General features: G+C 57.3%; 21 protein-coding genes. 11 read left to right on the forward strand and 10 right to left on the reverse strand.

Annotation, left to right across the window (positions count from 1 at the left end):
* Positions 1-95 precede the first annotated feature (95 nt).
* On the reverse strand, positions 96-752 hold the full coding sequence (locus WF513_RS04790; RefSeq protein WP_339081927.1) for a hypothetical protein: 657 nt from the start codon (positions 750-752) through the stop codon (positions 96-98).
* A gap of 387 nt (positions 753-1,139) precedes the next feature.
* On the opposite strand from WF513_RS04790, the gene WF513_RS04795 reads away from it, so the two are divergent.
* From WF513_RS04795 to WF513_RS04805, 3 genes are all read left to right on the forward strand, one after another.
* Complete coding sequence (locus tag WF513_RS04795) at positions 1,140-2,393, forward strand: ferredoxin reductase family protein (RefSeq protein ID WP_339081928.1); 1,254 nt, start codon at positions 1,140-1,142, stop codon at positions 2,391-2,393.
* A 182-nt stretch (positions 2,394-2,575) separates the two neighbouring features.
* Positions 2,576-2,782, forward strand: a complete 207-nt coding sequence (locus tag WF513_RS04800) for a hypothetical protein (RefSeq protein ID WP_339081930.1) — start codon at positions 2,576-2,578, stop codon at positions 2,780-2,782.
* Positions 2,783-2,822: 40 nt separating this feature from the next.
* Positions 2,823-3,410, forward strand: a complete 588-nt coding sequence (locus WF513_RS04805; protein ID WP_339081932.1) for a histidine phosphatase family protein — start codon at positions 2,823-2,825, stop codon at positions 3,408-3,410.
* Here WF513_RS04805 and WF513_RS04810 read toward each other — a convergent pair.
* On the reverse strand, positions 3,375-4,292 hold the full coding sequence (locus tag WF513_RS04810) for a LysR family transcriptional regulator (RefSeq protein ID WP_339081934.1): 918 nt from the start codon (positions 4,290-4,292) through the stop codon (positions 3,375-3,377). The genes WF513_RS04805 and WF513_RS04810 overlap by 36 nt on opposite strands.
* A 154-nt stretch (positions 4,293-4,446) precedes the next feature.
* On the opposite strand from WF513_RS04810, the gene WF513_RS04815 reads away from it, so the two are divergent.
* Complete coding sequence (locus WF513_RS04815) at positions 4,447-5,190, forward strand: SDR family oxidoreductase (protein ID WP_339081936.1); 744 nt, start codon at positions 4,447-4,449, stop codon at positions 5,188-5,190.
* Positions 5,191-5,323: 133 nt separating this feature from the next.
* Here the strand turns inward: WF513_RS04815 and WF513_RS04820 are convergent, their stop codons facing one another.
* From WF513_RS04820 to WF513_RS04830, 3 genes are all read right to left on the reverse strand, one after another.
* On the reverse strand, positions 5,324-5,968 hold the full coding sequence (locus tag WF513_RS04820) for a thioredoxin domain-containing protein (RefSeq protein WP_339081938.1): 645 nt from the start codon (positions 5,966-5,968) through the stop codon (positions 5,324-5,326).
* Positions 5,965-6,405: a disulfide bond formation protein B gene (locus WF513_RS04825; protein ID WP_339081940.1), complete on the reverse strand. Its 441-nt coding sequence runs from the start codon at positions 6,403-6,405 to the stop codon at positions 5,965-5,967. Before WF513_RS04825 ends, WF513_RS04820 begins: the two co-directional genes overlap by 4 nt.
* Positions 6,406-6,490: 85 nt before the next feature.
* Positions 6,491-8,200 carry an amidase gene (locus WF513_RS04830; protein ID WP_339081942.1) on the reverse strand — a complete coding sequence of 570 codons (1,710 nt, stop codon included), beginning with the start codon at positions 8,198-8,200 and terminating at the stop codon, positions 6,491-6,493.
* Between the two features lie 287 nt (positions 8,201-8,487).
* On the opposite strand from WF513_RS04830, the gene WF513_RS04835 reads away from it, so the two are divergent.
* Positions 8,488-8,925, forward strand: coding sequence for an HIT family protein (locus tag WF513_RS04835; RefSeq protein WP_339081944.1), 438 nt, complete (start codon positions 8,488-8,490; stop codon positions 8,923-8,925).
* Positions 8,926-9,050: 125 nt separating this feature from the next.
* Positions 9,051-9,476 (forward strand): 3-isopropylmalate dehydratase, encoded by a 426-nt coding sequence (locus WF513_RS04840; protein WP_339081946.1) that lies wholly within the window; start codon positions 9,051-9,053, stop codon positions 9,474-9,476.
* A 23-nt stretch (positions 9,477-9,499) separates the two neighbouring features.
* Here WF513_RS04840 and WF513_RS04845 read toward each other — a convergent pair whose 3' ends face one another.
* Both WF513_RS04845 and WF513_RS04850 read right to left on the reverse strand, forming a co-directional pair.
* Positions 9,500-10,231, reverse strand: coding sequence for an ABC transporter substrate-binding protein (locus tag WF513_RS04845; RefSeq protein ID WP_339081948.1), 732 nt, complete (start codon positions 10,229-10,231; stop codon positions 9,500-9,502).
* 29 nt (positions 10,232-10,260) lie between these two features.
* On the reverse strand, positions 10,261-10,872 hold the full coding sequence (locus WF513_RS04850) for a LysE family translocator (RefSeq protein ID WP_339081950.1): 612 nt from the start codon (positions 10,870-10,872) through the stop codon (positions 10,261-10,263).
* Positions 10,873-11,301: 429 nt separating this feature from the next.
* Between WF513_RS04850 and WF513_RS04855 the strand changes: the two genes are divergently transcribed.
* From WF513_RS04855 to WF513_RS04865, 3 genes are all read left to right on the forward strand, one after another.
* On the forward strand, positions 11,302-12,423 hold the full coding sequence (locus WF513_RS04855) for a beta-ketoacyl-ACP synthase III (protein WP_339081952.1): 1,122 nt from the start codon (positions 11,302-11,304) through the stop codon (positions 12,421-12,423).
* A 145-nt stretch (positions 12,424-12,568) separates the two neighbouring features.
* Positions 12,569-13,177, forward strand: a complete 609-nt coding sequence (locus WF513_RS04860; RefSeq protein WP_339081954.1) for an RNA polymerase sigma factor — start codon at positions 12,569-12,571, stop codon at positions 13,175-13,177.
* On the forward strand, positions 13,171-13,404 hold the full coding sequence (locus tag WF513_RS04865) for a zf-HC2 domain-containing protein (protein ID WP_339081956.1): 234 nt from the start codon (positions 13,171-13,173) through the stop codon (positions 13,402-13,404). Before WF513_RS04860 ends, WF513_RS04865 begins: the two co-directional genes overlap by 7 nt.
* 40 nt (positions 13,405-13,444) lie before the next feature.
* On the opposite strand, the gene WF513_RS04870 is transcribed toward WF513_RS04865, so the two are convergent.
* Entirely contained in the window at positions 13,445-13,978 is a 534-nt protein-coding gene (locus WF513_RS04870) for a hypothetical protein (protein ID WP_339081958.1), read from the reverse strand.
* A 248-nt stretch (positions 13,979-14,226) separates the two neighbouring features.
* Between WF513_RS04870 and WF513_RS04875 the strand changes: the two genes are divergently transcribed.
* Positions 14,227-14,946: a Crp/Fnr family transcriptional regulator gene (locus WF513_RS04875; RefSeq protein WP_339081960.1), complete on the forward strand. Its 720-nt coding sequence runs from the start codon at positions 14,227-14,229 to the stop codon at positions 14,944-14,946.
* 161 nt (positions 14,947-15,107) lie between these two features.
* A complete protein-coding gene (locus WF513_RS04880; protein WP_339081962.1) occupies positions 15,108-15,812 on the forward strand; it encodes a Crp/Fnr family transcriptional regulator in 705 nt (234 codons plus the stop codon).
* A gap of 56 nt (positions 15,813-15,868) precedes the next feature.
* Here WF513_RS04880 and WF513_RS04885 read toward each other — a convergent pair whose 3' ends face one another.
* Positions 15,869-17,989 carry an EAL domain-containing protein gene (locus WF513_RS04885; RefSeq protein ID WP_339081964.1) on the reverse strand — a complete coding sequence of 707 codons (2,121 nt, stop codon included), beginning with the start codon at positions 17,987-17,989 and terminating at the stop codon, positions 15,869-15,871.
* A gap of 96 nt (positions 17,990-18,085) precedes the next feature.
* A complete protein-coding gene (locus WF513_RS04890; protein ID WP_339081966.1) occupies positions 18,086-18,391 on the reverse strand; it encodes a hypothetical protein in 306 nt (101 codons plus the stop codon).
* Positions 18,392-18,704 lie beyond the last annotated feature (313 nt).

Below are 18,704 nucleotides of genomic sequence, written 5' to 3' on the forward strand. Positions count from 1 at the left end.
CCTCGTTACAACGGGGGCAACTTGCTATTCAGGAGTGGTTACTAAAATAGGGAGCCGGATTAGGCTGGATAGCGAGGCTAGTTATAAACCTTATCCTATATGCCTATAGCGTTATTTATTTTTCTTCCAGCATCTGTGGTTGTACCTCCCGCAAAAGACATTATTTGAGCAATCATAAGAGCATAGGCGCGGAATAGTTCTGGTTTTTCTTTAGCAAGAGCCAAGCAAGCATCTATTCTAACGTCTTCAATAATACCTCCGCTCCTTTTGATCTTTCGTAATAAAGATAATGCTAAATCATTAGGACGGTTGTTGGTATTTTCAAGGGTTTTAATTTTGTATCTGATGATGGAGAGTTCATAGATGATGGGGCATGAATTCTTATCTTCACGTCTATTCTTTGCCTCTACTAATGCGGTTAATCCTGAGTCGGTCTCAAACGAATTAATTAGTATATTTGCAGCGGAAGCCATAACCACATAGCATTTTTCGCTACCATCCCTGCATTTATTCTTCCATACAAAATCAAGAACTCTTTGATTGTCGCCATCATTGAGGCTGGCTATAAATATTTCATCATAATATTCAAGTTTTCCACCTGTTGCCCTTACATAGTCTGACCCCCATAAGTTTTTCAAAACCCACTCAGGGCTATTTAATGATTTTTCCTGGTACTTAATAAAAAGTAACATAGCTGAGGCGGCGAATATTAATACACCGAAGAAAGCTAATATGGTTTTATTTTTAGGCACTGCGTCATCCAGTAATAAGTTGAATAAATATCCGCGAGGTCGTTAGTTTCTCTGCACAAGCATCAGCTGTCGAATTCATTTGCCGAGATAAAGTCTCGACTAAATCATATCAAAGTTAGCATCGATTTTTCATACGCTCTAGGCAGATTCCTCCTATCGACTCTTGGAGGTATTCAGTCAACTCAGCTGCAATTGACGTTCGGCACAAGCGCGACTAATCGGTCAGTTCCAGCGCCATTGTGATTAAGGTTTATGCGGTTTCGCCCATGGCAGTGACCCAGGTCATCAGCGTTTCCGGCTGGGCAGGTAGGATGGGTGCATGTTTAGGTAATACGTGAATGAACCGTTTGCGGTCTTTTCCGCCTGAACATTAATGGAGCATTCCAATTGAAAACCTGGCACTGCATCGTGGGTATTTTGTTTATCACAGCACTTACGTTGCTGCTGGAAATACCCGCTAATACCTGGCTCACGTCAGCGACCTTGAGCATGATTTTTGGCACCACCGCACTGGTCTATATGGCCGCCTCGTGTTTGTTGGGCAGCCGTTGGCGAGCGGTTGAGAGCGTGTTTGGCGGCTTGGATCGTGTTTATGAGACGCACAAATGGTTGGGTATTTGGGCGCTTGTGTTTGCCTCCTATCACTTTGTATTCAAGGCAAATGTGGATGCGTGGAACAGCGTGCCTATTTTCGAGCTGCCCAAATACTGGACACGCCTTGCTCGGCAATTGAGCTATGTGGCGTTAGGGCTGATTGTGCTGCTCGCGTTAAACCGCAAAATCCCCTATAGCCAATGGCGCTGGTGGCACAAGCTTTCCGGTCCGTTGTTTTTGATCGTGATCGTGCATTGGCTGAGCTTCAAATCCCCGATCACTCTGAACAGCCCTGTAGGCGTTTGGGTTGCGTTGTTCTGTGCAGCTGGCGTGCTGGCCGCTGTTTATAAATTGCTGCTTTACCCATTTGTTGCCCGCGCGGGTGAGTACCGGGTGACGGCTGTTAGCCGAGACAAAGGCGCTGTGCATGTGACGCTGGAGCCGGTGCGCAAGAAGTTTGATTTTAAAGCAGGACAGTTCGCGTTTCTGGCGATGCAGGAAAAGAGTCTGCGCGAGCCGCACCCATTCACTATCGCCAGCGCGCATGCCGCCAATGGGCAGGTTGAGTTTGTGATCAGAGGGTTGGGGGATTACACGACGAAGCTGTGTGAGTGCGCAAAAGTTGGCATGTATGCCGATATTTATGCGCCCTACGGGCGCTTTAAACGGCCGGCTCACGCTAAGCAGGAGGTATGGATCGGGGCTGGCGTCGGTATCTCGCCGTTTATTGCTTGGCTGCAAGACCCGCAGGCAAAAGACTTCGACAAAGCCACCTTGGTGTATTGCTTTAACCCCTCGCGTGCGTTTCCACCGGTTGAGACGTTGCAGGCCATGGCTGAGCAACGAGGCGTGCAGTTCATCAGCAACCCGGGTGGGCTTGAGCCATTAGTCGATACCCTCCGCCAGGCTGTCGGCCGCACCGAGCCCGCTCACGTGCATGTCAGCTTCTGCGGCCCTAAAGGCTTGCTGCTGAAGGTGCGTGAGCTTATGACCGCTCATCATATTCCGCTGACCAACTTGCATATTGAGCTTTTCGAGTTCCGCTAAGCCCGAAGGCGGATCGTCTGGGCCGTGGTGAGAGCGCCAGTAGACGATCTTGCCGCGCTCAGCCGTCGCCCATTCAGTAAGGCCGGTGTGCGTTGACGTACAGACGCCGGCACGGCGCGGGCCTTAGTCTGCGGCAAATCGCTAACGAGCCGCTGCAACGCTTACCGCCAATGGAGACCACCATGCCACACCTTGAACAGCTGGAACTGGAAGCCCATCGCGAACAGCTGGAAGCCGACGTGAGGCAGCTGGTCGATAAGTACTTAACCATCGCGGAATGGGATGTGCCGGAGATCAACGAGCCCCTGGCAATCACGCTGATCATCACCGCCGTTCGGCAGGCGCTGGACCGTATCGAGCATGCACAGCCGGGTTCTGCACCGGCATAGCGAGATTGTTCCAGCGCACTGTTTTTGCAGGATGCTCAGCATGCAAGTCTGCTTGATCCGCCATGGCGAAACCGCTTGGTCGCTGACCGGTAAACACACGGGCACCACTGACATAGGGCTGACGGTGCGCGGTGAAGAAGAGGCGCGCAGCCTAGCCCCGCGCGTGCTCGGTATGGCCTTCTCGCAGGTGTTGGTCAGCCCACGCTTGCGTGCACAGCAGACCTGCGCGCTCGCCGGCTTGATTGCGACAAGCGTGATCGAAGCGGACTTGGCGGAATGGAATTACGGCGACTATGAAGGCCGGCGCTCTGCGGATATTCGCCGCGACAACCCGGGCTGGAGCATTTGGCAACACGGCTGCCCCGGTGGCGAATCACCCGCCGAAGTCAGCGCCCGAGCTGACCGAGTAATCGCCAACCTTTGTCAGCGGCAGGGCACAGTGGCGTTGTTCTCACATGGCCATTTCAGCACCGCATTGGCTGTTCGCTGGATCGGCCTGGCGCTGGTCGAGGGCCAGCATTTTGCGCTGCACACCGCTTCAATAAGCCTACTGAGCCTCGACCCCCGGCACGATAATCGCCGCATTATTGAGCTATGGAACGAGAGGGCGCTGGGGAAAGCGGGCTGAGTCTGAAAAAGCCAGTTTCAAGTGATCAAAAACCAGTCGAACCCGATGCGACACGGGGCCTTGCTGGGGGCGATAAATAAACAACTCCCAAGGTGGCGGTGAGCACGACGACAGCACGGCACGCAGCTGCCCGGCTTGCAGGTAGGGCTGCGCCAAGTACAGGGGGATTTGCCCAAAGCCGACACCTGAAAGTAAGGCGTTCAGCTCAGTCTCGGCGTCGTCGCAAATAATAGAAGGCCATTTAGGGGTAAAGGAGTGCCCGTCAGCAAATAGCCATGGCCATGGACGACCATTCTTGCGGTCAATCAAGGCGGAAAGTGGGTAATTATCCAGGTCGTTCAGTGAGCTCGGCACACCAACAGCATCTATAAGCGCTGGGCTGGCCACTACACAAAGGGGCACGGGGGCCAGCGAGCGCGCTACGTAGCGCCGGTCCTTAATCAGCCCCACACGGATGCCGATGTCTATTTGAGATTCAACGGCATCGGTCATTTGATCTTCAAGGCGAAGGTCAAACTGCAGCGCCGGATGCGCGCTAATCAACGGCTGCAGAAATGGCACCAAGTAGCGCCGGCCAATCGCCTGCGGTGCGGTGATGCCGATGCGTCCGCTGAACGTTGACTCCGCTCGGTTCGCCCTGAACAGCAAATCAAACTGCTCAAGAGCCAACCGCGCCTGCTGGGCGTAACCCTCGCCGAACGCGGTGATCTGCACGTGGCGGGTGTTGCGATGGAATAACGGCTCGCCCAGCTCCGCCTCCAGTGCCTGAATGGCTCGCGTCACGCCTTGAGGGGAAATACCCAAACGCGAGGCGGTTTCACGAAAGCTGGCTGACTCGGCTGCCGCGCAAAAAATCCTGACCATCTCCATGCGATTGAGCATTGGCCTCACCCATCGGTTCCTAATAGTGGAATAGCCTAATCCAATTCTTTCCATTTATTGAGATCAATTGAGGGTTTACTGTTGATTCACTTCTAAAGCACGCGGCCGTTATGGCTACGCAACGTTACCTAAACGCATAAGTGAGGAACCCGCTATGAGCACTAATATTTCCGGCAAAGTTGTAGTGATCACAGGTGCAAGCAGTGGCTTGGGTGAGGCCACTGCACGCCATCTCAGCGCACTTGGCGCGCGAGTTGTGCTGGCCGCACGGCGCAAAGACAAGCTCGACAGCTTGGTCGCTGAACTCATCGAGGCGGGTGGCGAGGCGGTGGCTTACCAAACCGACGTCACCTCCCAGCAAGATGTAAATGCAATGATCCAAGGTGCCGTGGACACCTTTGGCCGCATCGATGTGTTGATTAACAACGCAGGATTGATGGCCATCGCCCCTCTCAGCGAAGGCCGGGTGGATGAGTGGGACCGCATGATTGATATCAACATCAAGGGCCTGCTGTATGGCGTTGCCGCCGCGTTGCCGGTGTTCCAGCGGCAGAACAGCGGGCACTTCATCAACATTGCTTCGGTCGCGGGTTTGAAGGTCTTTAGCCCAGGTGGCACGGTCTACAGCGGTACCAAGTTTGCGGTGCGGGCGATCTCTGAAGGCTTGCGTCATGAGGTGGGCGGTAACATCCGTACCACCACCATCGAGCCTGGCGCGGTGGATTCTGAACTCAAGTTTGGTAGCTCTCATGAGCAGAGCCGAGATTTTGTGGTGGATTTTTACAAGCAAGCCATTCCGGCAGCGTCTGTAGCGCGGGCGATTGTCTATGCCATCGAACAACCGGCCGATGTCGACATTAATGAAATTGTCCTGCGCCCGACCTCGCAGGATTTTTGATTGATATGACACAAAGCGCCTCAGCCTTATAACCGGCATGGCCGGTTATAAGGCTGGCTCAACGCATCATGTAAGGTCAGCGGTTTGGCTTGCAGGGCAAGTCAAACCGCCCTTGCGCGGGGTTGATTGGGGGTCACTGCGCGGCGTTGATTTCACTCACAATCAGTTCATACAGCGGTTGGGCGCCAAAGTTGGTCAGCGGTTTACCGTTGACGAAGAATGTTGGCGTGCCGCTGACGCCTAGGGTTTTGCCATCGGCAGCATCCCGTTCGATAGTGGCAGTAATGGCCGGCGCCATCATCTCCTCGCGCGCCTTGGCAATGTCCAAACCGGCTTGAGCAGCCGCGTCCCATGCAGCTAACGCCTTGGCATCGTCGTGCCACTGCGGTTGCGCCTCCAGCACGGCTTCGAGTACCGGCACATACACCCCTTGTTTGCGTGCCGTTTCGAGCATACGGATCACTTCTTCGGAGCCGACATGCAGCCGCAGGTAGCGCACAACCAGGCGAATATCCTCGGGGTACTCGGCCATGATTTGTTTGACGATGGGGTAAAAGGCTCGGCAGCTTTCGCAGGACGGGTCAAAGAATTCGACAACGGTAACCGGCGCAGTGGCTGGGCCAATACTCGGTGAGCCAAAGCGCTCCAGCGCGCTGCTTTGCGCCACGGCTGCCGTGGTTTGCGGCACTGTCGTGGCGCGATTGTACAAAAGCGCAGCAATCGCAAAACCGACGATGGCCAGGATGCTAATGGCGAGGACGACGTTGCGTCTGCTCATGGGGTAACTCTCCGACGGATTAGTACGAGAACAAAGATCATTAGGCTGAAGACGCCCAGTGATAGCAGGGGCAACGGCATGACACCGAACAGCGTCATGTCATCCCCTGAGCAGGATGGGCCTGCCCCACACGGCTGAATGTCTGCAGGGATCAGGCCGAAATACAGCAGGTTGTGGTACAGCGCGATCAGCCAGCCCATAACCGCCAGCGGCAAGGCGTAGCGCCAGACCCCAGCGTCTGAGAGCAGGCACGCCACCCCCAGCACCAGCACCAAGGGGAACATAAATGCGCGCTGGAACCAGCAGAGCACACAGGGTGCTTGCCCCATCACTTCACCGATAAACAACGCGGCAAAGGTGGCTGTAAGGGCCAGCAGCCAGGCGCACACCAGCAGCGTCCAGACCTGGGGTTGATGGGATGAAGCTGCGGTTTGCATCAGTCAACGCTCGGTCTATTAGGCGGCTAGGGCGCGCAGATTAGCCTATCGGCCACGATAAATAAGATGAAGGTTGTAACCACTTTTAGCCGCGCGACAGTGGCGGTGTAAGCGGCGGTACTAAACGCTTGCTGCCGGTTGACTCGAACGCCGCCGCCACGCGCAGCAGGGCTGAGTCATCATAGGCGCGGCCGGCAAACGTCAGGCCAACAGGCATGCCAATATCAGCCATTATCCCCATCGGCACAGTAACCGTCGGCACCCCCAAGTGGCGGATGGCGAGGTTGCCATTGGCCACCCAAACACCGTTGCTCCAGGCGCTATCAGCGGACGCTGGGTTTATATCGGCATCGGCTGGGCCCACGTCGGCGACGGTGGGGAACAGCACGGCATCCAAGCCGAGGCTGTCCATCCAATCCTCCAGGTCGAGTTTGCGGGTGTGCTCCAGGCCGCGCAGGCCATCGGGCAAGCTGCTGATCGCATCCCACGGGGTGATACCGCGTTCGGCCATGCGCACGTATTCATCCATGCCCGCGACCAGATCACCCTCGCGGTTGGGCAGGGTGCCGGGGTCGTGAGGGAATATTTGCGGGCCGTCGACATCGACTAGACGGTTGAGTGTTGGGTCGCCGTTCGCTTGGAGGAAGTCATCGAAGGCCCACGCCGTTAAGTCCCAGAGTTCGTGATGAAGAAACGCCGGGGTGACCAGGCCACGGTTGAACACCGTGGGTGCGCCGGGGCGGTCGCCTTCGCAGTTGGACACCAGCGGGAAATCAACCTCAAGCACCTCGGCGCCGGCGGCTTCCAATGCCTTGCGCGCCGTCTCCCACAGGGCAATCACCGAGGGTCGGGTCTGGGTACGTTGGCCGGTAGGGCCGCCGATGCCCGGTGCTTCGCTGGTGCCGGCCAGTTCATCTTTATTGATAAACATGCGCGGCACACCGAAGCGTTTGCCGGCTAACGCATCAGCGCCGGCGGCCAGCTTGGCATAAGAGGCTGGGCGCACCGTGGAGGCGGACGGAATGGGCACCCAAGGCTGCAGTCGCCACAAATCGCCGCGCGGGTCGGCATCATCGACGACGATGACATCGAGCACCTCCAGCAAGTCAGCCATGGTCCGCGCGAACGGCACCACCACATCCATCGTCGGGGTCAGTGGCCAGTTGCCGCGCACCGAGATCACCCCGCGTGAAGGCGTATACGCGCACAAGCCGTTGTTGGAGGCTGGACCGCGCCCACTCGACCAGGTTTCTTCGGCTAGCCCAAAGGCGGCGAAGCTTGCCGCAGTGGCCGTGCCCGCCCCATTGGATGAGCCTGAGGCGAACGGCGCGGTGAGGTAGTCAGCGTTGTACGGGCTTTGCGCGCGGCCATACACGCCGCGCTGCATGCCGCCGTTGGCCATGGGCGGCATATTGGTTTTGCCTAGGCAAATAGCGCCAGCGCCCCGCAGCCGTTCGATGGTGAAGGCGTCGCGGTACGCCCGTAAATCCTTAAAAGCGGGGCTGCCAGAGGCGGCGGTCAGGCCTTTGACCAAGTAGCTGTCTTTGGCCGTGTAGGGGATGCCGTCGAGCGGGCCGAGACACTCACCACGGGCGCGGCGTGCATCGGAGGCTTGTGCTTCCTTGAGTGCGTCGTGGTTGCGTACCACCAACGCATTGAGCCGGGTCGCGCTTTCGGGGCCGTCGTACGCGTCGATGCGCGCGTGATAGGCCTGCACCAACTCGACCGCTGTGGTCTGGCCGGCTTCAAGCGCGGCGCGCAGTTGGGCAATGGAAACCTCGGTTACCTCGATCATGCTGTCACCGCTAACTGTTGAAGGGGGTTGGTGTGAATGCCCGCTGCGCGCGGCTGCTTGGCGGCGCGGGCCTCACGGCTGTGAAAATAGCTGTTCATATTAATTCTCGTGGCACTCAATGGCGTCGAGCCTACAGGCCGGCTTTATGGCCTTACCTGTCCGGCCCGTTGAGGATGGCGCAGCGCTGCAGGATAACGGTGATTAAGCATTTGGTCAGGTGCTAGGTTTTTCCCGGCGCGCATAAGCCGGTATGGTGAGGGCATTCAACCTAGGTAATGGAGAACACGATGAGCTTGCATGGCGACTACGACAGCCAAAATATCTTTGCCAAGATCATCCGCGGTGAAGTGCCTTGCTACACGCTCTACGAAGATGACGATGTGTTGGCCTTTCTCGATGTATTCCCGCAGTCCTACGGGCATACGCTGGTGATCCCTAAGCAGGCAGCGGCCCGTACTATTCTCGATATTGATGCCGCCAGCCTGAGCAAAGTAATGGCTGTGGTGCAGAAACTTGCAGGCGTACTGGTGGCTGAGCTAGCCCCAGCCGGCGTGCAGGTGATGCAGTTTAATGGCGCGCCAGCGGGGCAAACGGTGTTTCATATTCATATGCACATCGTGCCGCGTTACGAGGGTGACGCGCTGAATACCCACGGCGCCGGCCAAGCTGAGCCGCAGCAACTAGAAGCGCTGCAGGCGCGACTGCTCAAGCGCATTGCCAGCTAAAAACCTCTGCTTAAATCGGCAGCTGCGCCCGTGCGGCTAAGCTGTTCTGTGGCCGGTAGCGGCCGCTATGCAAACCGCTTACTGTTGCGTGCTTGGTTTCTGAACTGCGCCCATGGAGGGCTCCCATGCGATTGATTGGTGCTGTGTTACCGCTGTTGCTGTTGGTCGGCTGTTCGTCTTGGCAGCCCGCGCCGGAGGATATAAAACCCGTGCCGGCTGAACGTTTGCTCGGCTATCAGACTGCGCTGGAGAGGGGCGGGCAGTTATCAGTCAAGCGTGACGTGGGCGGTATGGGCGGCGGCTGCTATGTGGCCGTGTTGGTAGACCGCACAGTGGCTGCGCGTATTGGTGTCGGTGAGCAGGTGCGCTTTCAGGTGCCCGTAGGCACGCGGGTGTTGAGTATTGGCATTGATAAGATGGACGACACCCTATGCGGCATGGGCCGCCTGCGCCGTGAGCTCGCAGTGAAGGTAGAACCGGGTTCGCAGCAGGACTTTCGCATTGTCAGCGATAACCGCAAGGGCTTCGATATCCTCCCGGTAGAGCCATAGCCCGGTGATCTTGGGTGCAGCATTTACCGATAGCGATCGAGCAGGGCGTCGAATTCGCCGTCCTGTTTCATCTGCACCATGGCGCGCAGCAGGGCCATGGTCGGCACATCCGGCGCATCGCGGACAATGCAGGCCACCGGATCGGCAGCAAATTCACTGAGTACGTGGAGTTTTTCTGCGGGTGCTTGCTGACGGTTAAACCAATCTAATGACAGTTGATCGCTGACGGCGAAGCGGTAACGTCCGGCCTGCAGTTTTAGCAGCACTTGCTCTTGAGTGCGCGCGTCTTCTCGCTCGAGTTGGCCGCTGGCGAACAACGGCTCCAGGCGCGGGTAGTTAAAGCCGAGTATGGTGCCCACGCGCTCGCCACTGAGTTGTTCGGCCTGCAGCGATTGTGCTTGGGTGCCCAACAGCACATTGCGCTGAGTCATAAAGGGTAGGCTCCAGATGAAGCGATGGTGGCCCGCATTGACCCAGCTTGGAGTGATGTAGCACCGCACATCAATGTCGCCGCTGTTCATGGCGTGCTGAACGCGCATCCGTGGCATCACCATAAACGCTGCTTTACGCCCAATCTTGGCCGCCATGCGCTGCTGCAGATCAACCAGAATGCCTTCCACGGTGCGGCCATTTTTGATCCGCGCCATCGGCATGGCCCAGCTGTCATTAACGGAAAAGCGGATGGGCCGCTCCTCCGCAAACGGCGCAGCACTCAGCATGAGCAACAGCAGGGTCAGCAACACCTTCAAGACCAAGGCAGCCTCCGTGTGGTTGGGTGAACCGCTTAGCGGGTCATTGGCAAGGCGGCGCCCATCAGTGCAAACAACCCGCCGCAGCAGCGGTTGAAGCCTCTACCACTGCGTTGCAGCCAAGGGCGCACGTGATGAGCCATACGTGCTAGCAGGCATTCGACGCTGCCCTCGACCACGGCAAAGGTTAAGGCCATAAGAGCAAACTGTAGCCAAAGATCAGCAGCCGGATCGAGAAACTGCGGCAGGAAGGCTGCGAAAAACAAGATCACCTTAGGGTTTGACAGCGCCGACAACAGCCCCTGACGGAACAGCGTCAAACCGCGACCCGTGCCAGTTTTCTCGGCCATGCTCAGGTGCAGCGCTGGGGCGCGCCAGAGTTGAATGCCCAGCCAAATCAAGTACGCACCGCCCAGCCATTTGAGAATAATCAGCGCCTGCACTGATGCTTGCAGCAACGCTCCAATGCCAAGCATCGATAATGCCATCAGTAGGGTAAAACCGATGACCCCACCACTGACCGTAAACAGCGTTTTGCGAGGGCCATACAGCGCGCCATGGCTGAGCGCGAGCAAGCCGTTGGGGCCTGGCGTCAACGCCAAACCGAACACTGCGGCGACAAACAAAAGCCAGGTATGCAGGGCCATACAATAGGTATCCAAGGGCAAAGAGCTTTGTGTGTGTTTTTTCATGTGCTGCGCGGCTAGTCAAGCGGCGGGTGGTCACACCTTTATTAGTCAGCGGTAGGATTCTTCGCTGCGGTCGCACAAACGCGGCAGATTGAGGTTGCAGGGTTAGCTTTTTCTTGTGCTGCAGCCGCTATCGAGTGGCCAATAGACCTTCGCCGGGATGTGCCTTGCGCACCGTTAAGAGCATCTTTGCCTGACTGGCCAACAGCCGTGTGCAGTTGCCTTGACGCGCTGAGCGGACGCAGGCCCTGTGGCTGTGGCAAACTCCACCGCACGTAACAGGACGTTTCACGTGAGCCTGTCAGCTGATTTTTGCCCTTGGCCTCTGCGCCTTGGGTGTACTGGATAACCGGCCGCTGCCTGCGGCGAAGAATATGAGGAATGACTGTGCATAACGTCGTGATCAGCGGTACCGGCCTCTATACCCCGGCAAACAGTATTTCCAACGATGAGTTGGTTGAGTCGTTTAATGCCTATGTGCAGCAATTCAATGCCGACAATGCGGTGGCGATCGCCAGCGGTGATGTCGACGCGCTGAGCGAGTCGAGCAGCGGTTTTATCGAAAAAGCTTCCGGTATCAAAAGCCGTTTTGTGATGGATAAAACTGGCATTCTCGACCCCAAGCGCATGGCGCCGAGCATCCCTGAGCGCAGCAATGACGAGTGGGGCATTCTGTGTGAAATGGCGGTTGGCGCCGCTAAAGATGCCATGGCGCGTGCCGGTAAAACGGCCGCCGATATCGACGGGGTGATCGTTGCCTGCTCCAACCTGCAGCGCGCCTACCCGGCAGTGGCGGTTGAAGTGCAAGCCGCGTTAGGTATTAAGGGTTTTGGTTATGACATGAACGTGGCGTGCTCATCTGCCACCTTCGGTATTCAGGCCGCCGCCAACAGCGTGCAGCTGGGCCAGGCGCGGGCGATTTTGATGGTCAACCCAGAGATCTGCACCGGTCACCTGAACTTCCGTGACCGTGACAGCCACTTTATTTTCGGTGATGCGGCCACTGCGGTGATCATTGAGCGTGCTGACCAAGCCACCTCGGCGTATCAGTTCGATATTGTCGGCACCAAGCTGATTACCCAGTTCAGCAACAACATCCGCAACAACTTCGGCTTCCTCAACCGCTGTGCGGAGGACGCTGCCGGCGCGCGTGACAAGCTGTTTGTGCAGGAAGGCCGTAAGGTGTTCAAGGATGTATGCCCCATGGTCGCCGAGCTGATTGCTGCGCACCTGGCGGAAAACCAGCTGAACGTCAGTGACGTGAAGCGCTTCTGGCTGCACCAAGCCAACCTCAATATGAATCTGTTGATCGCCCGCAAACTGCTTGGTCGCGATGCCGAGCCAGGCGAAGCCCCGGTGATTCTCGACACCTACGCCAACACCAGTTCAGCCGGCTCGGTCATCGCCCTGCACAAATATCATGAAGACCTGCCGAGCGGCGCCCTGGGCGTACTTAGTTCGTTTGGTGCAGGCTACTCGATTGGTAGCGTGATCCTGCGTAAGCACTAAAAATCACCTTAATGTCTACTGCGCTTGGGGATGCTGCGTTGAAAACAGGCTCGGACTGCTCATATACAACTCGTAAACTCCGCGTCCTCGCCTGTTTTCGCCTTGCCTGCCCTGCGCTCGCTACGACATTAAGGCGATTTTGACCATGCCGGTAAATGACGCCGATCTCCTTCCCCGTCTACGTGCAGGCGAGCAGAAGGCCTATCGCGAGCTGGTCACCACCTATCAAGGGGCGATGCGTGCGGTGGCTTTTGCGATTGTCGGTAGCCGCAATGCTGATGAAGTGGTGCAGGACGCTTGGTTGGCTGTAGTGCGTGGGCTTGATGGTTTTCAATCGCGCTCTAGCTTGAAAACCTGGCTGCTGACCATCACCGCTAACACTGCAAAAACTCGCTTCAAGGGCAATCGCCGTGAAGTACTGCTCGACGATATTGCCTCACCCCATGGCACGCTCGGCGACGAGCGCTTCCAAGGCGATGGCCATTGGTTGCTTGCGCCACATGCTTGGCATCACGACTCCCCGGAAGCACTGCTGACTGAACAAGAGCTGCGTGAGTGCCTAGAAAACACCCTAGCCAGCTTGTCCGAGATGCAGGGCAGCGTTTTGCACTTGCGTGAGCGCGAAGGGCTGGAGCTGGAGGAAATTTGTAATCTTTTACAGGTGTCTCTCTCTAATGTGCGGGTGTTGCTGCACCGCGCACGGCTCAAGGTATTCGCCACCTTGGAGCATTTTGAGGAGACCGGCCAATGCTGAGCTGTAAAGAGTTGGTGGCCCGCGCCAGCGAGGTTCTCGATGGCCAACTGGGCCTGCGCCAGCGCATGTCAGTGCGTATGCACCTCGCGATGTGCCAGCACTGCCGACGGTTTATCCGGCAAATGCGCCTGAGCCAGGCCGTGCTGCGCACACTGCCACCTGGGCAGAGCGCGGAGCTGGATGCGTTAGCCGACAAACTGGCAGCGTTGCGCCGTAACAACCTCTGATCGCCCCTTCCTTAGTCCTTAGCCCATGGCTTACTGCGCTTTACTCGTCAGCCAGCGCCGCTTTTAGTGCGTCGTAGGCGGGTGCGGCGTAAATGCCGACTTCCACCGCTAATGCCATCACCCTCTGCACATCGCTGCTGTAGACCAGCACAGCTTGCAGCGCGTCATCCAGCGGCTCGCTGAAATCCAGCAACACATACCCCTTGGTTTCCGGCGACAGGCTGGCCAGTTGCACTTGGATGCGGTTAAGCGCTTTTAGCGGTTCGACTTTGGCCAGTTGCTTGGGCTTAAGCACAAAGCTCACCTCTGGTCCGAAAGATTCGACGATTTGCTGGAACAGCGCTTCATAACTGTCAGCTTGAAACAGCACGGTTTCCGGCAGGCTGCCAACCACCATCCATTCACCCAGCGGGATGGGGAAGCTGTCGTCGTAGTTGATGTCCGGGTTGGCAGCGAGGAACGCGTGTGGGTCGGCGTAGGCTTGGGCGGCCTCATCAGCGATTCGCGTGACGTCGTCGGCTTGCATGCAGCCCGAGCTAATTTTGCTGATGAGTTCGTCGAGCTGGGCTTTCATGCGGGTCATCCTGGGCAAAAAGTGGGCGGGCAGGATAGCTGGAAATGCCCAATGACGCTGCACTCGGCGCTTTTTGCAGACCCATAGCTGGACTATTTTCCCATTCTTATAACGACTCGCTATAAAGCTTGTCTGTGCGATAGCGTACAGACTTAAAAATAGAGTGGACTATGCTAGTGGGTGAATTTGAGGCTCTGTAAGCGAGCACATACCAATCGCCAGCAGGTCCTAGATGACCGGAGACAGTGATGTCCGTAGAACCTAATCCCGAACAAAACCATCTGCTTGCCATGTTGCCTGTTGCGGCGCTAGACCGCCTGTTGCCCGACCTTGAATTGGTGGACATGCCGCTGGGCATGGTGCTCTACGAGTCCGGCGACACGTTGCGCCACGTATATTTCCCGACCGACTCGATTATCTCTTTGCTGTATGTGATGGAAAGCGGCGCATCTGCAGAGATTTCCGTGGTAGGTAACGATGGCGTTATTGGCGTGGCCCTGTTTATGGGCGGCGAAAGCACCACCAGTCGCGCCATTGTGCAAAGTGCTGGCAGCGCGTACCGGGTCTTGGGTAAGCGCTTTAAAGAGGAGTTCAACCGCCACGGCGATATGCTGCACTTGATGCTGCGCTACAGCCAAGCGCTGATTACCCAAATGGCGCAAACAGCGGTGTGCAACCGCCACCACACCATTGATCAGCAACTGTGCCGCTGGTTACTGCTGTCGCTGGACCGCCTGACTGGCAGCGAGGTGGCCATGACCCAAGAGCTGATCGCCAATATGCTCGGCGTGCGCCGTGAAGGGGTCACTGAAGCGGCGGGTAAGCTGCATCGCTTGGGCGTGATTAATTACTGCCGTGGGCTGATTTCTGTGCTCGATCGAGACAAACTCGAACGCCTCAGTTGCGAGTGCTACGCCGTGGTTAAGTCCGAAACAGACCGCCTGCTGCCCTATAAAGCGAAGCATTAAGCGCATTGATCTGTTACGCGCGCAGTTAACAATTTAATCACCTGGTTTGAGTGCCGCAGCGCACAGAGCGCTGCCGGTTGCTCAGGCACACTGCAACGGCGTTAGCGTCAAGCACCGCTGTCGCGCCATTCTTTGGCAAGCGTCGTGCTCGGGACACATGAATGTCTGTTAAAGCACCGCTGCACATCCTTAGCCGCTTAATTGAAGGGCTGCCGAGTCAACAACGTAAACGACTGCTGAATGCCTGCGAACCGGTGGACTTGGTTTTCGGCAATATTTTGCATGAGGCCGAAGAGCCGATTCGGCATGTGTATTTCCCGCTCAGTGGGTTTATCTCTTTGGTGACCACGCTGGAAGGCCACCAACCCTTGGAAATGGGCTTGATCGGCAACGAAGGCATGCTCGGCGCTACCTTGGCGCTGGGCGTGGCACAGGCGCCCATGCGTGCAGTGGTGCAGGGGTCGGGCAGCGCGCTGCGCATCAGCAGCGGAGTGTTTAAGCAAGAAATGCTGAGCAGCCCAGCCCTGTTGCGTACCCTCAAACGCTACCTGTATGTGGTGACGGCGCAGCTGTCCCAGAGCGCGGCGTGCACGCACTTTCACGCGATTGAGCCACGGCTAGCCCGCTGGCTGCTGATGACCCATGACCGCGCTCATGCCGACCACTTTCACCTGACCCATGAGTTTTTAGCGGACATGCTCGGGGTGCGCCGCAGTGGCGTCTCGATTGCCGCCGCTGTGTTGCAGGAGCGCGGATTGATCAGCTACAGCCGAGGCGAAATCTACATCCTCGACCGTAAGGGCTTGGAGCATGCTTCATGTGAGTGTTACGCCGCCTTAACGGCTGACTACAACGCGCAATTCTAGTGGCCTTGGCATGCTGCCGGTGCAGCGCTGTGTATGCGCTGCAGCGGCAGCCAAGGCTAGGTGCCTGTGATCTGCTGCAGGGTATTGATCGGTGAGCGGATGCCGCACCGCAGCAGGTTGGCGAATTGCTCGGCATTGACCGGCTGGCTGAACAAAAAGCCCTGACCTTCCGAGCACTGGTGCTCACGCAAAAACGCCAGTTGCGCGGCCTCCTCGATACCTTCTGCCACCACGCGCTGCTTTAAGCTGAGGCCCATGGCGATTACGGCGCTAACAACGGTGCCATTGCCGTTGCGAATGTCCCGGACAAAGGATTGGTCAATTTTCAACACATCAATGGGGAACTGGTTGAGGTAACTCAAGCAGGAGTAACCGGTGCCGAAGTTATCCACGGCCAGTTGCACCCCCAGCATTTTTAGCTGCTGCAAAATTACCGCGCTGGCTTGTACGTCACGCATCAACACGTTTTCGGAGATTTCCAGCTGCAAGCGCTGCGCTGCTAACCCGGTGACGGCGAGGGCGTTGCTCACACTCTCGACAAAGCTTTTATGGCGAAACTCCAAGGCTGAGATGTTCACCGCGATTGAGTCCAGCGAGTAGCCGCAGTTCTCCCAGCGTTTGCCCTGCGTGCAGGCTTGCATCAGCACCCAGCGACCAAGCTGCAGCATCAGGCCGCTGGCTTGGGCAATGGCGATAAAGCGCGTGGGCAACATCATCCCCCAGCACGGATGCTGCCAGCGGATCAGCGCCTCGGCACTGGTGATTTTGCCGCTGAGTAAATCTATTTTTGGCTGGTAGTGAAGGATGAACTCGCCGTTATCCATGGCCTTGCGCAGATGCGCTTCAATCACCTGGCGTTCCTCCGCACGCACATTCATGTCACGGCGGAAAAACTGGTAGTTGTTGCGGCCCTCCGCCTTGGCTTGGTACATCGCGGTGTCGGCTTTTTTGATCAGGTCTGGCGCGGTTTCAGCATCATTGGGGTAGGTGCTGATGCCGATGCTGGCGCTGATATGCAGCGGCTGCTGGGCAATCTCAAAGGTGCTAGCGAGGGCTTCACGGATTTTCTCAGCGGTGCGTGCGGCGTCTTCCTCTGAGTGGTTTTGGTCGAGCAGCACCACGAACTCATCGCCACCTAAGCGGCTAACCGTATCGGCGCTGCGCACACAACTGCACAAGCGCAGCGCCACGGCCTGGAGCAATTGGTCGCCGATGTCGTGGCCGAGCGAGTCGTTAATGTCTTTGAAGTTATCTAGGTCAATAAACAGCAACGCCACGTTGCTGTTGTGCCGCTGCGCTAAGGCAATGGCTTGGCCGATGCGATCATTTAACAGGGTGCGGTTAGGCAGGTTGGTGAGGCTGTCGTGCTGCACCTGATGGAGCATTCGTTCGGTCATGACATGGGCAGCGGGCGTCTTATGAAAGACCATCACGGCGCCTTTGAGGCGACCGGCTGAGTCATGGATCGGTGCAGCGGAATCTTCAATGGCTGACTCGCTGCCGTCGCGCCGTATCAACAGGGTGCCGGCAGCCAACAGCTTGCAGGCGTCGTCACGTAGCACCTTAAAAATAGGGTTGGCTACCGGGTCGCGGGTTTGCTCATTAACCAGGCGCATTACGCTGTCAATGGGCTGGTTTTGTGCGTCCGCTAGCAACCAGCCGGTCAGGTCTTCGGCAGCCGTATTTAGGTAGTCAACCTTGCCATGCAGGTCGGTACTGATGACTGCATCACTGATGGAGTTGAGCGTAATGGCCAAGCGCGCTTTTTCAACAAACAAGGCGTCTTCAACTTCTTTGCGCAAGATCATGTTGCGCAGCGCTTGTGGCACCAGGGCGCTGCTGAAATGCCCCTTAGACAAACTGCCCTGAGCGCCTAGGCGGATGGCCTCGGCAGTTTGCGGGTCGGCATCCAAGTCGCTGAGGGTCATGATGGGGATGCCCGATGCTTGGGCAAACAGCGGGTTAAAGGTGGCTAAGCCTTGGCTGTCTGGCAGGGTCAGGTCGACCAAAATGGCATCGATCGGTGTGCGCTGCGGCGCGTGTAATCGCGCCAGGGCCAGGCTTAGTTTGGTCACCCACTCGATGATAAAAGGGCCGTCGTGGGCTCTGTCCAGAGCGTCCTCAAGGGTGGCAGCGTCGTGGCTATTAGCGGTGATAATCAGAATATGATTGGGCATGTCACACACACTTCCTTGCGAGCGTTACGCGGGGCTGAGTGCCCCTGGGGTTGCCAATACGGCGTCAATCCTTTTGCGCATTCGTACAGCTGGTGCTTAGAAGCGCAGCCTAGGCGGCAGGGCAGCAGGGGTGTTGGTTGGCATTTCTGCGTGGCCCAACCATTGGCTTGCGCGGCGGCTAGCCGCTGGTTGTCGATGGGTTATTACTGGCTGCAAAGTGGCCTGTTGCAGGCCGCTGCGTGCAGCGCTGCGCAAGTTTGGGCGAAGCGTCATGGCCTGTTGAGGCGCGGTGATAAAAACCTGCGGGGCAAATAACAACTCAGCCTGCGCGCCGGTGCTGAGCAGCAACAGGGCAAAGGCGCTGTTCTGGACGATTGAATAAGCGTATCCAAACCTGTGCATGATAACTCTCCATGGCAGTGGACGTTTGCTAGGCGTCGCTCCATAACGCACGGCGTGCAGTGGCCGCGATGACCGGCGGCATGACGTCAACACGTGCTCCTTAAGCCTGTTCGGTGAGCCTGCTCCTGATAACGCTCAGGGCACTCCAGCGCATCACTGGCGCTTACCTTGCCTAGCAGGCATGAGAAGCGCAGCACGAGGATCGGTGATTGGCCGCGTGTTGTCGGTGCGCCATCGCACCTAGCAGGCCGCACCTAGCCAGCCGCACTTAGCCAGCCGCACCGGCAGGACTGTTAGACTGGCGCACGTTTAT

This window comes from Pseudomonas sp. TMP9 (assembly GCF_037943105.1).
Lineage (GTDB): Bacteria > Pseudomonadota > Gammaproteobacteria > Pseudomonadales > Pseudomonadaceae > Aquipseudomonas.

Excerpts from the sequence above, each read along its gene's own strand:
- WF513_RS04800 (WP_339081930.1), top strand. The coding sequence starts at position 2,576 with ATGCCACACCTTGAACAGCTGGAACTGGAAGCCCATCGCGAACAGCTG.
- WF513_RS04805 (WP_339081932.1), top strand. The coding sequence starts at position 2,823 with ATGCAAGTCTGCTTGATCCGCCATGGCGAAACCGCTTGGTCGCTGACC.
- WF513_RS04810 (WP_339081934.1), bottom strand. The coding sequence starts at position 4,292 with ATGCTCAATCGCATGGAGATGGTCAGGATTTTTTGCGCGGCAGCCGAG.
- WF513_RS04815 (WP_339081936.1), top strand. The coding sequence starts at position 4,447 with ATGAGCACTAATATTTCCGGCAAAGTTGTAGTGATCACAGGTGCAAGC.
- WF513_RS04820 (WP_339081938.1), bottom strand. The coding sequence starts at position 5,968 with ATGAGCAGACGCAACGTCGTCCTCGCCATTAGCATCCTGGCCATCGTC.
- WF513_RS04825 (WP_339081940.1), bottom strand. The coding sequence starts at position 6,405 with ATGCAAACCGCAGCTTCATCCCATCAACCCCAGGTCTGGACGCTGCTG.
- WF513_RS04830 (WP_339081942.1), bottom strand. The coding sequence starts at position 8,200 with ATGATCGAGGTAACCGAGGTTTCCATTGCCCAACTGCGCGCCGCGCTT.
- WF513_RS04835 (WP_339081944.1), top strand. The coding sequence starts at position 8,488 with ATGAGCTTGCATGGCGACTACGACAGCCAAAATATCTTTGCCAAGATC.
- WF513_RS04840 (WP_339081946.1), top strand. The coding sequence starts at position 9,051 with ATGCGATTGATTGGTGCTGTGTTACCGCTGTTGCTGTTGGTCGGCTGT.
- WF513_RS04850 (WP_339081950.1), bottom strand. The coding sequence starts at position 10,872 with ATGGCCCTGCATACCTGGCTTTTGTTTGTCGCCGCAGTGTTCGGTTTG.
- WF513_RS04860 (WP_339081954.1), top strand. The coding sequence starts at position 12,569 with ATGCCGGTAAATGACGCCGATCTCCTTCCCCGTCTACGTGCAGGCGAG.
- WF513_RS04865 (WP_339081956.1), top strand. The coding sequence starts at position 13,171 with ATGCTGAGCTGTAAAGAGTTGGTGGCCCGCGCCAGCGAGGTTCTCGAT.
- WF513_RS04870 (WP_339081958.1), bottom strand. The coding sequence starts at position 13,978 with ATGAAAGCCCAGCTCGACGAACTCATCAGCAAAATTAGCTCGGGCTGC.
- WF513_RS04875 (WP_339081960.1), top strand. The coding sequence starts at position 14,227 with ATGTCCGTAGAACCTAATCCCGAACAAAACCATCTGCTTGCCATGTTG.
- WF513_RS04880 (WP_339081962.1), top strand. The coding sequence starts at position 15,108 with ATGTCTGTTAAAGCACCGCTGCACATCCTTAGCCGCTTAATTGAAGGG.
- WF513_RS04885 (WP_339081964.1), bottom strand. The coding sequence starts at position 17,989 with ATGCCCAATCATATTCTGATTATCACCGCTAATAGCCACGACGCTGCC.
- WF513_RS04890 (WP_339081966.1), bottom strand. The coding sequence starts at position 18,391 with ATGCACAGGTTTGGATACGCTTATTCAATCGTCCAGAACAGCGCCTTT.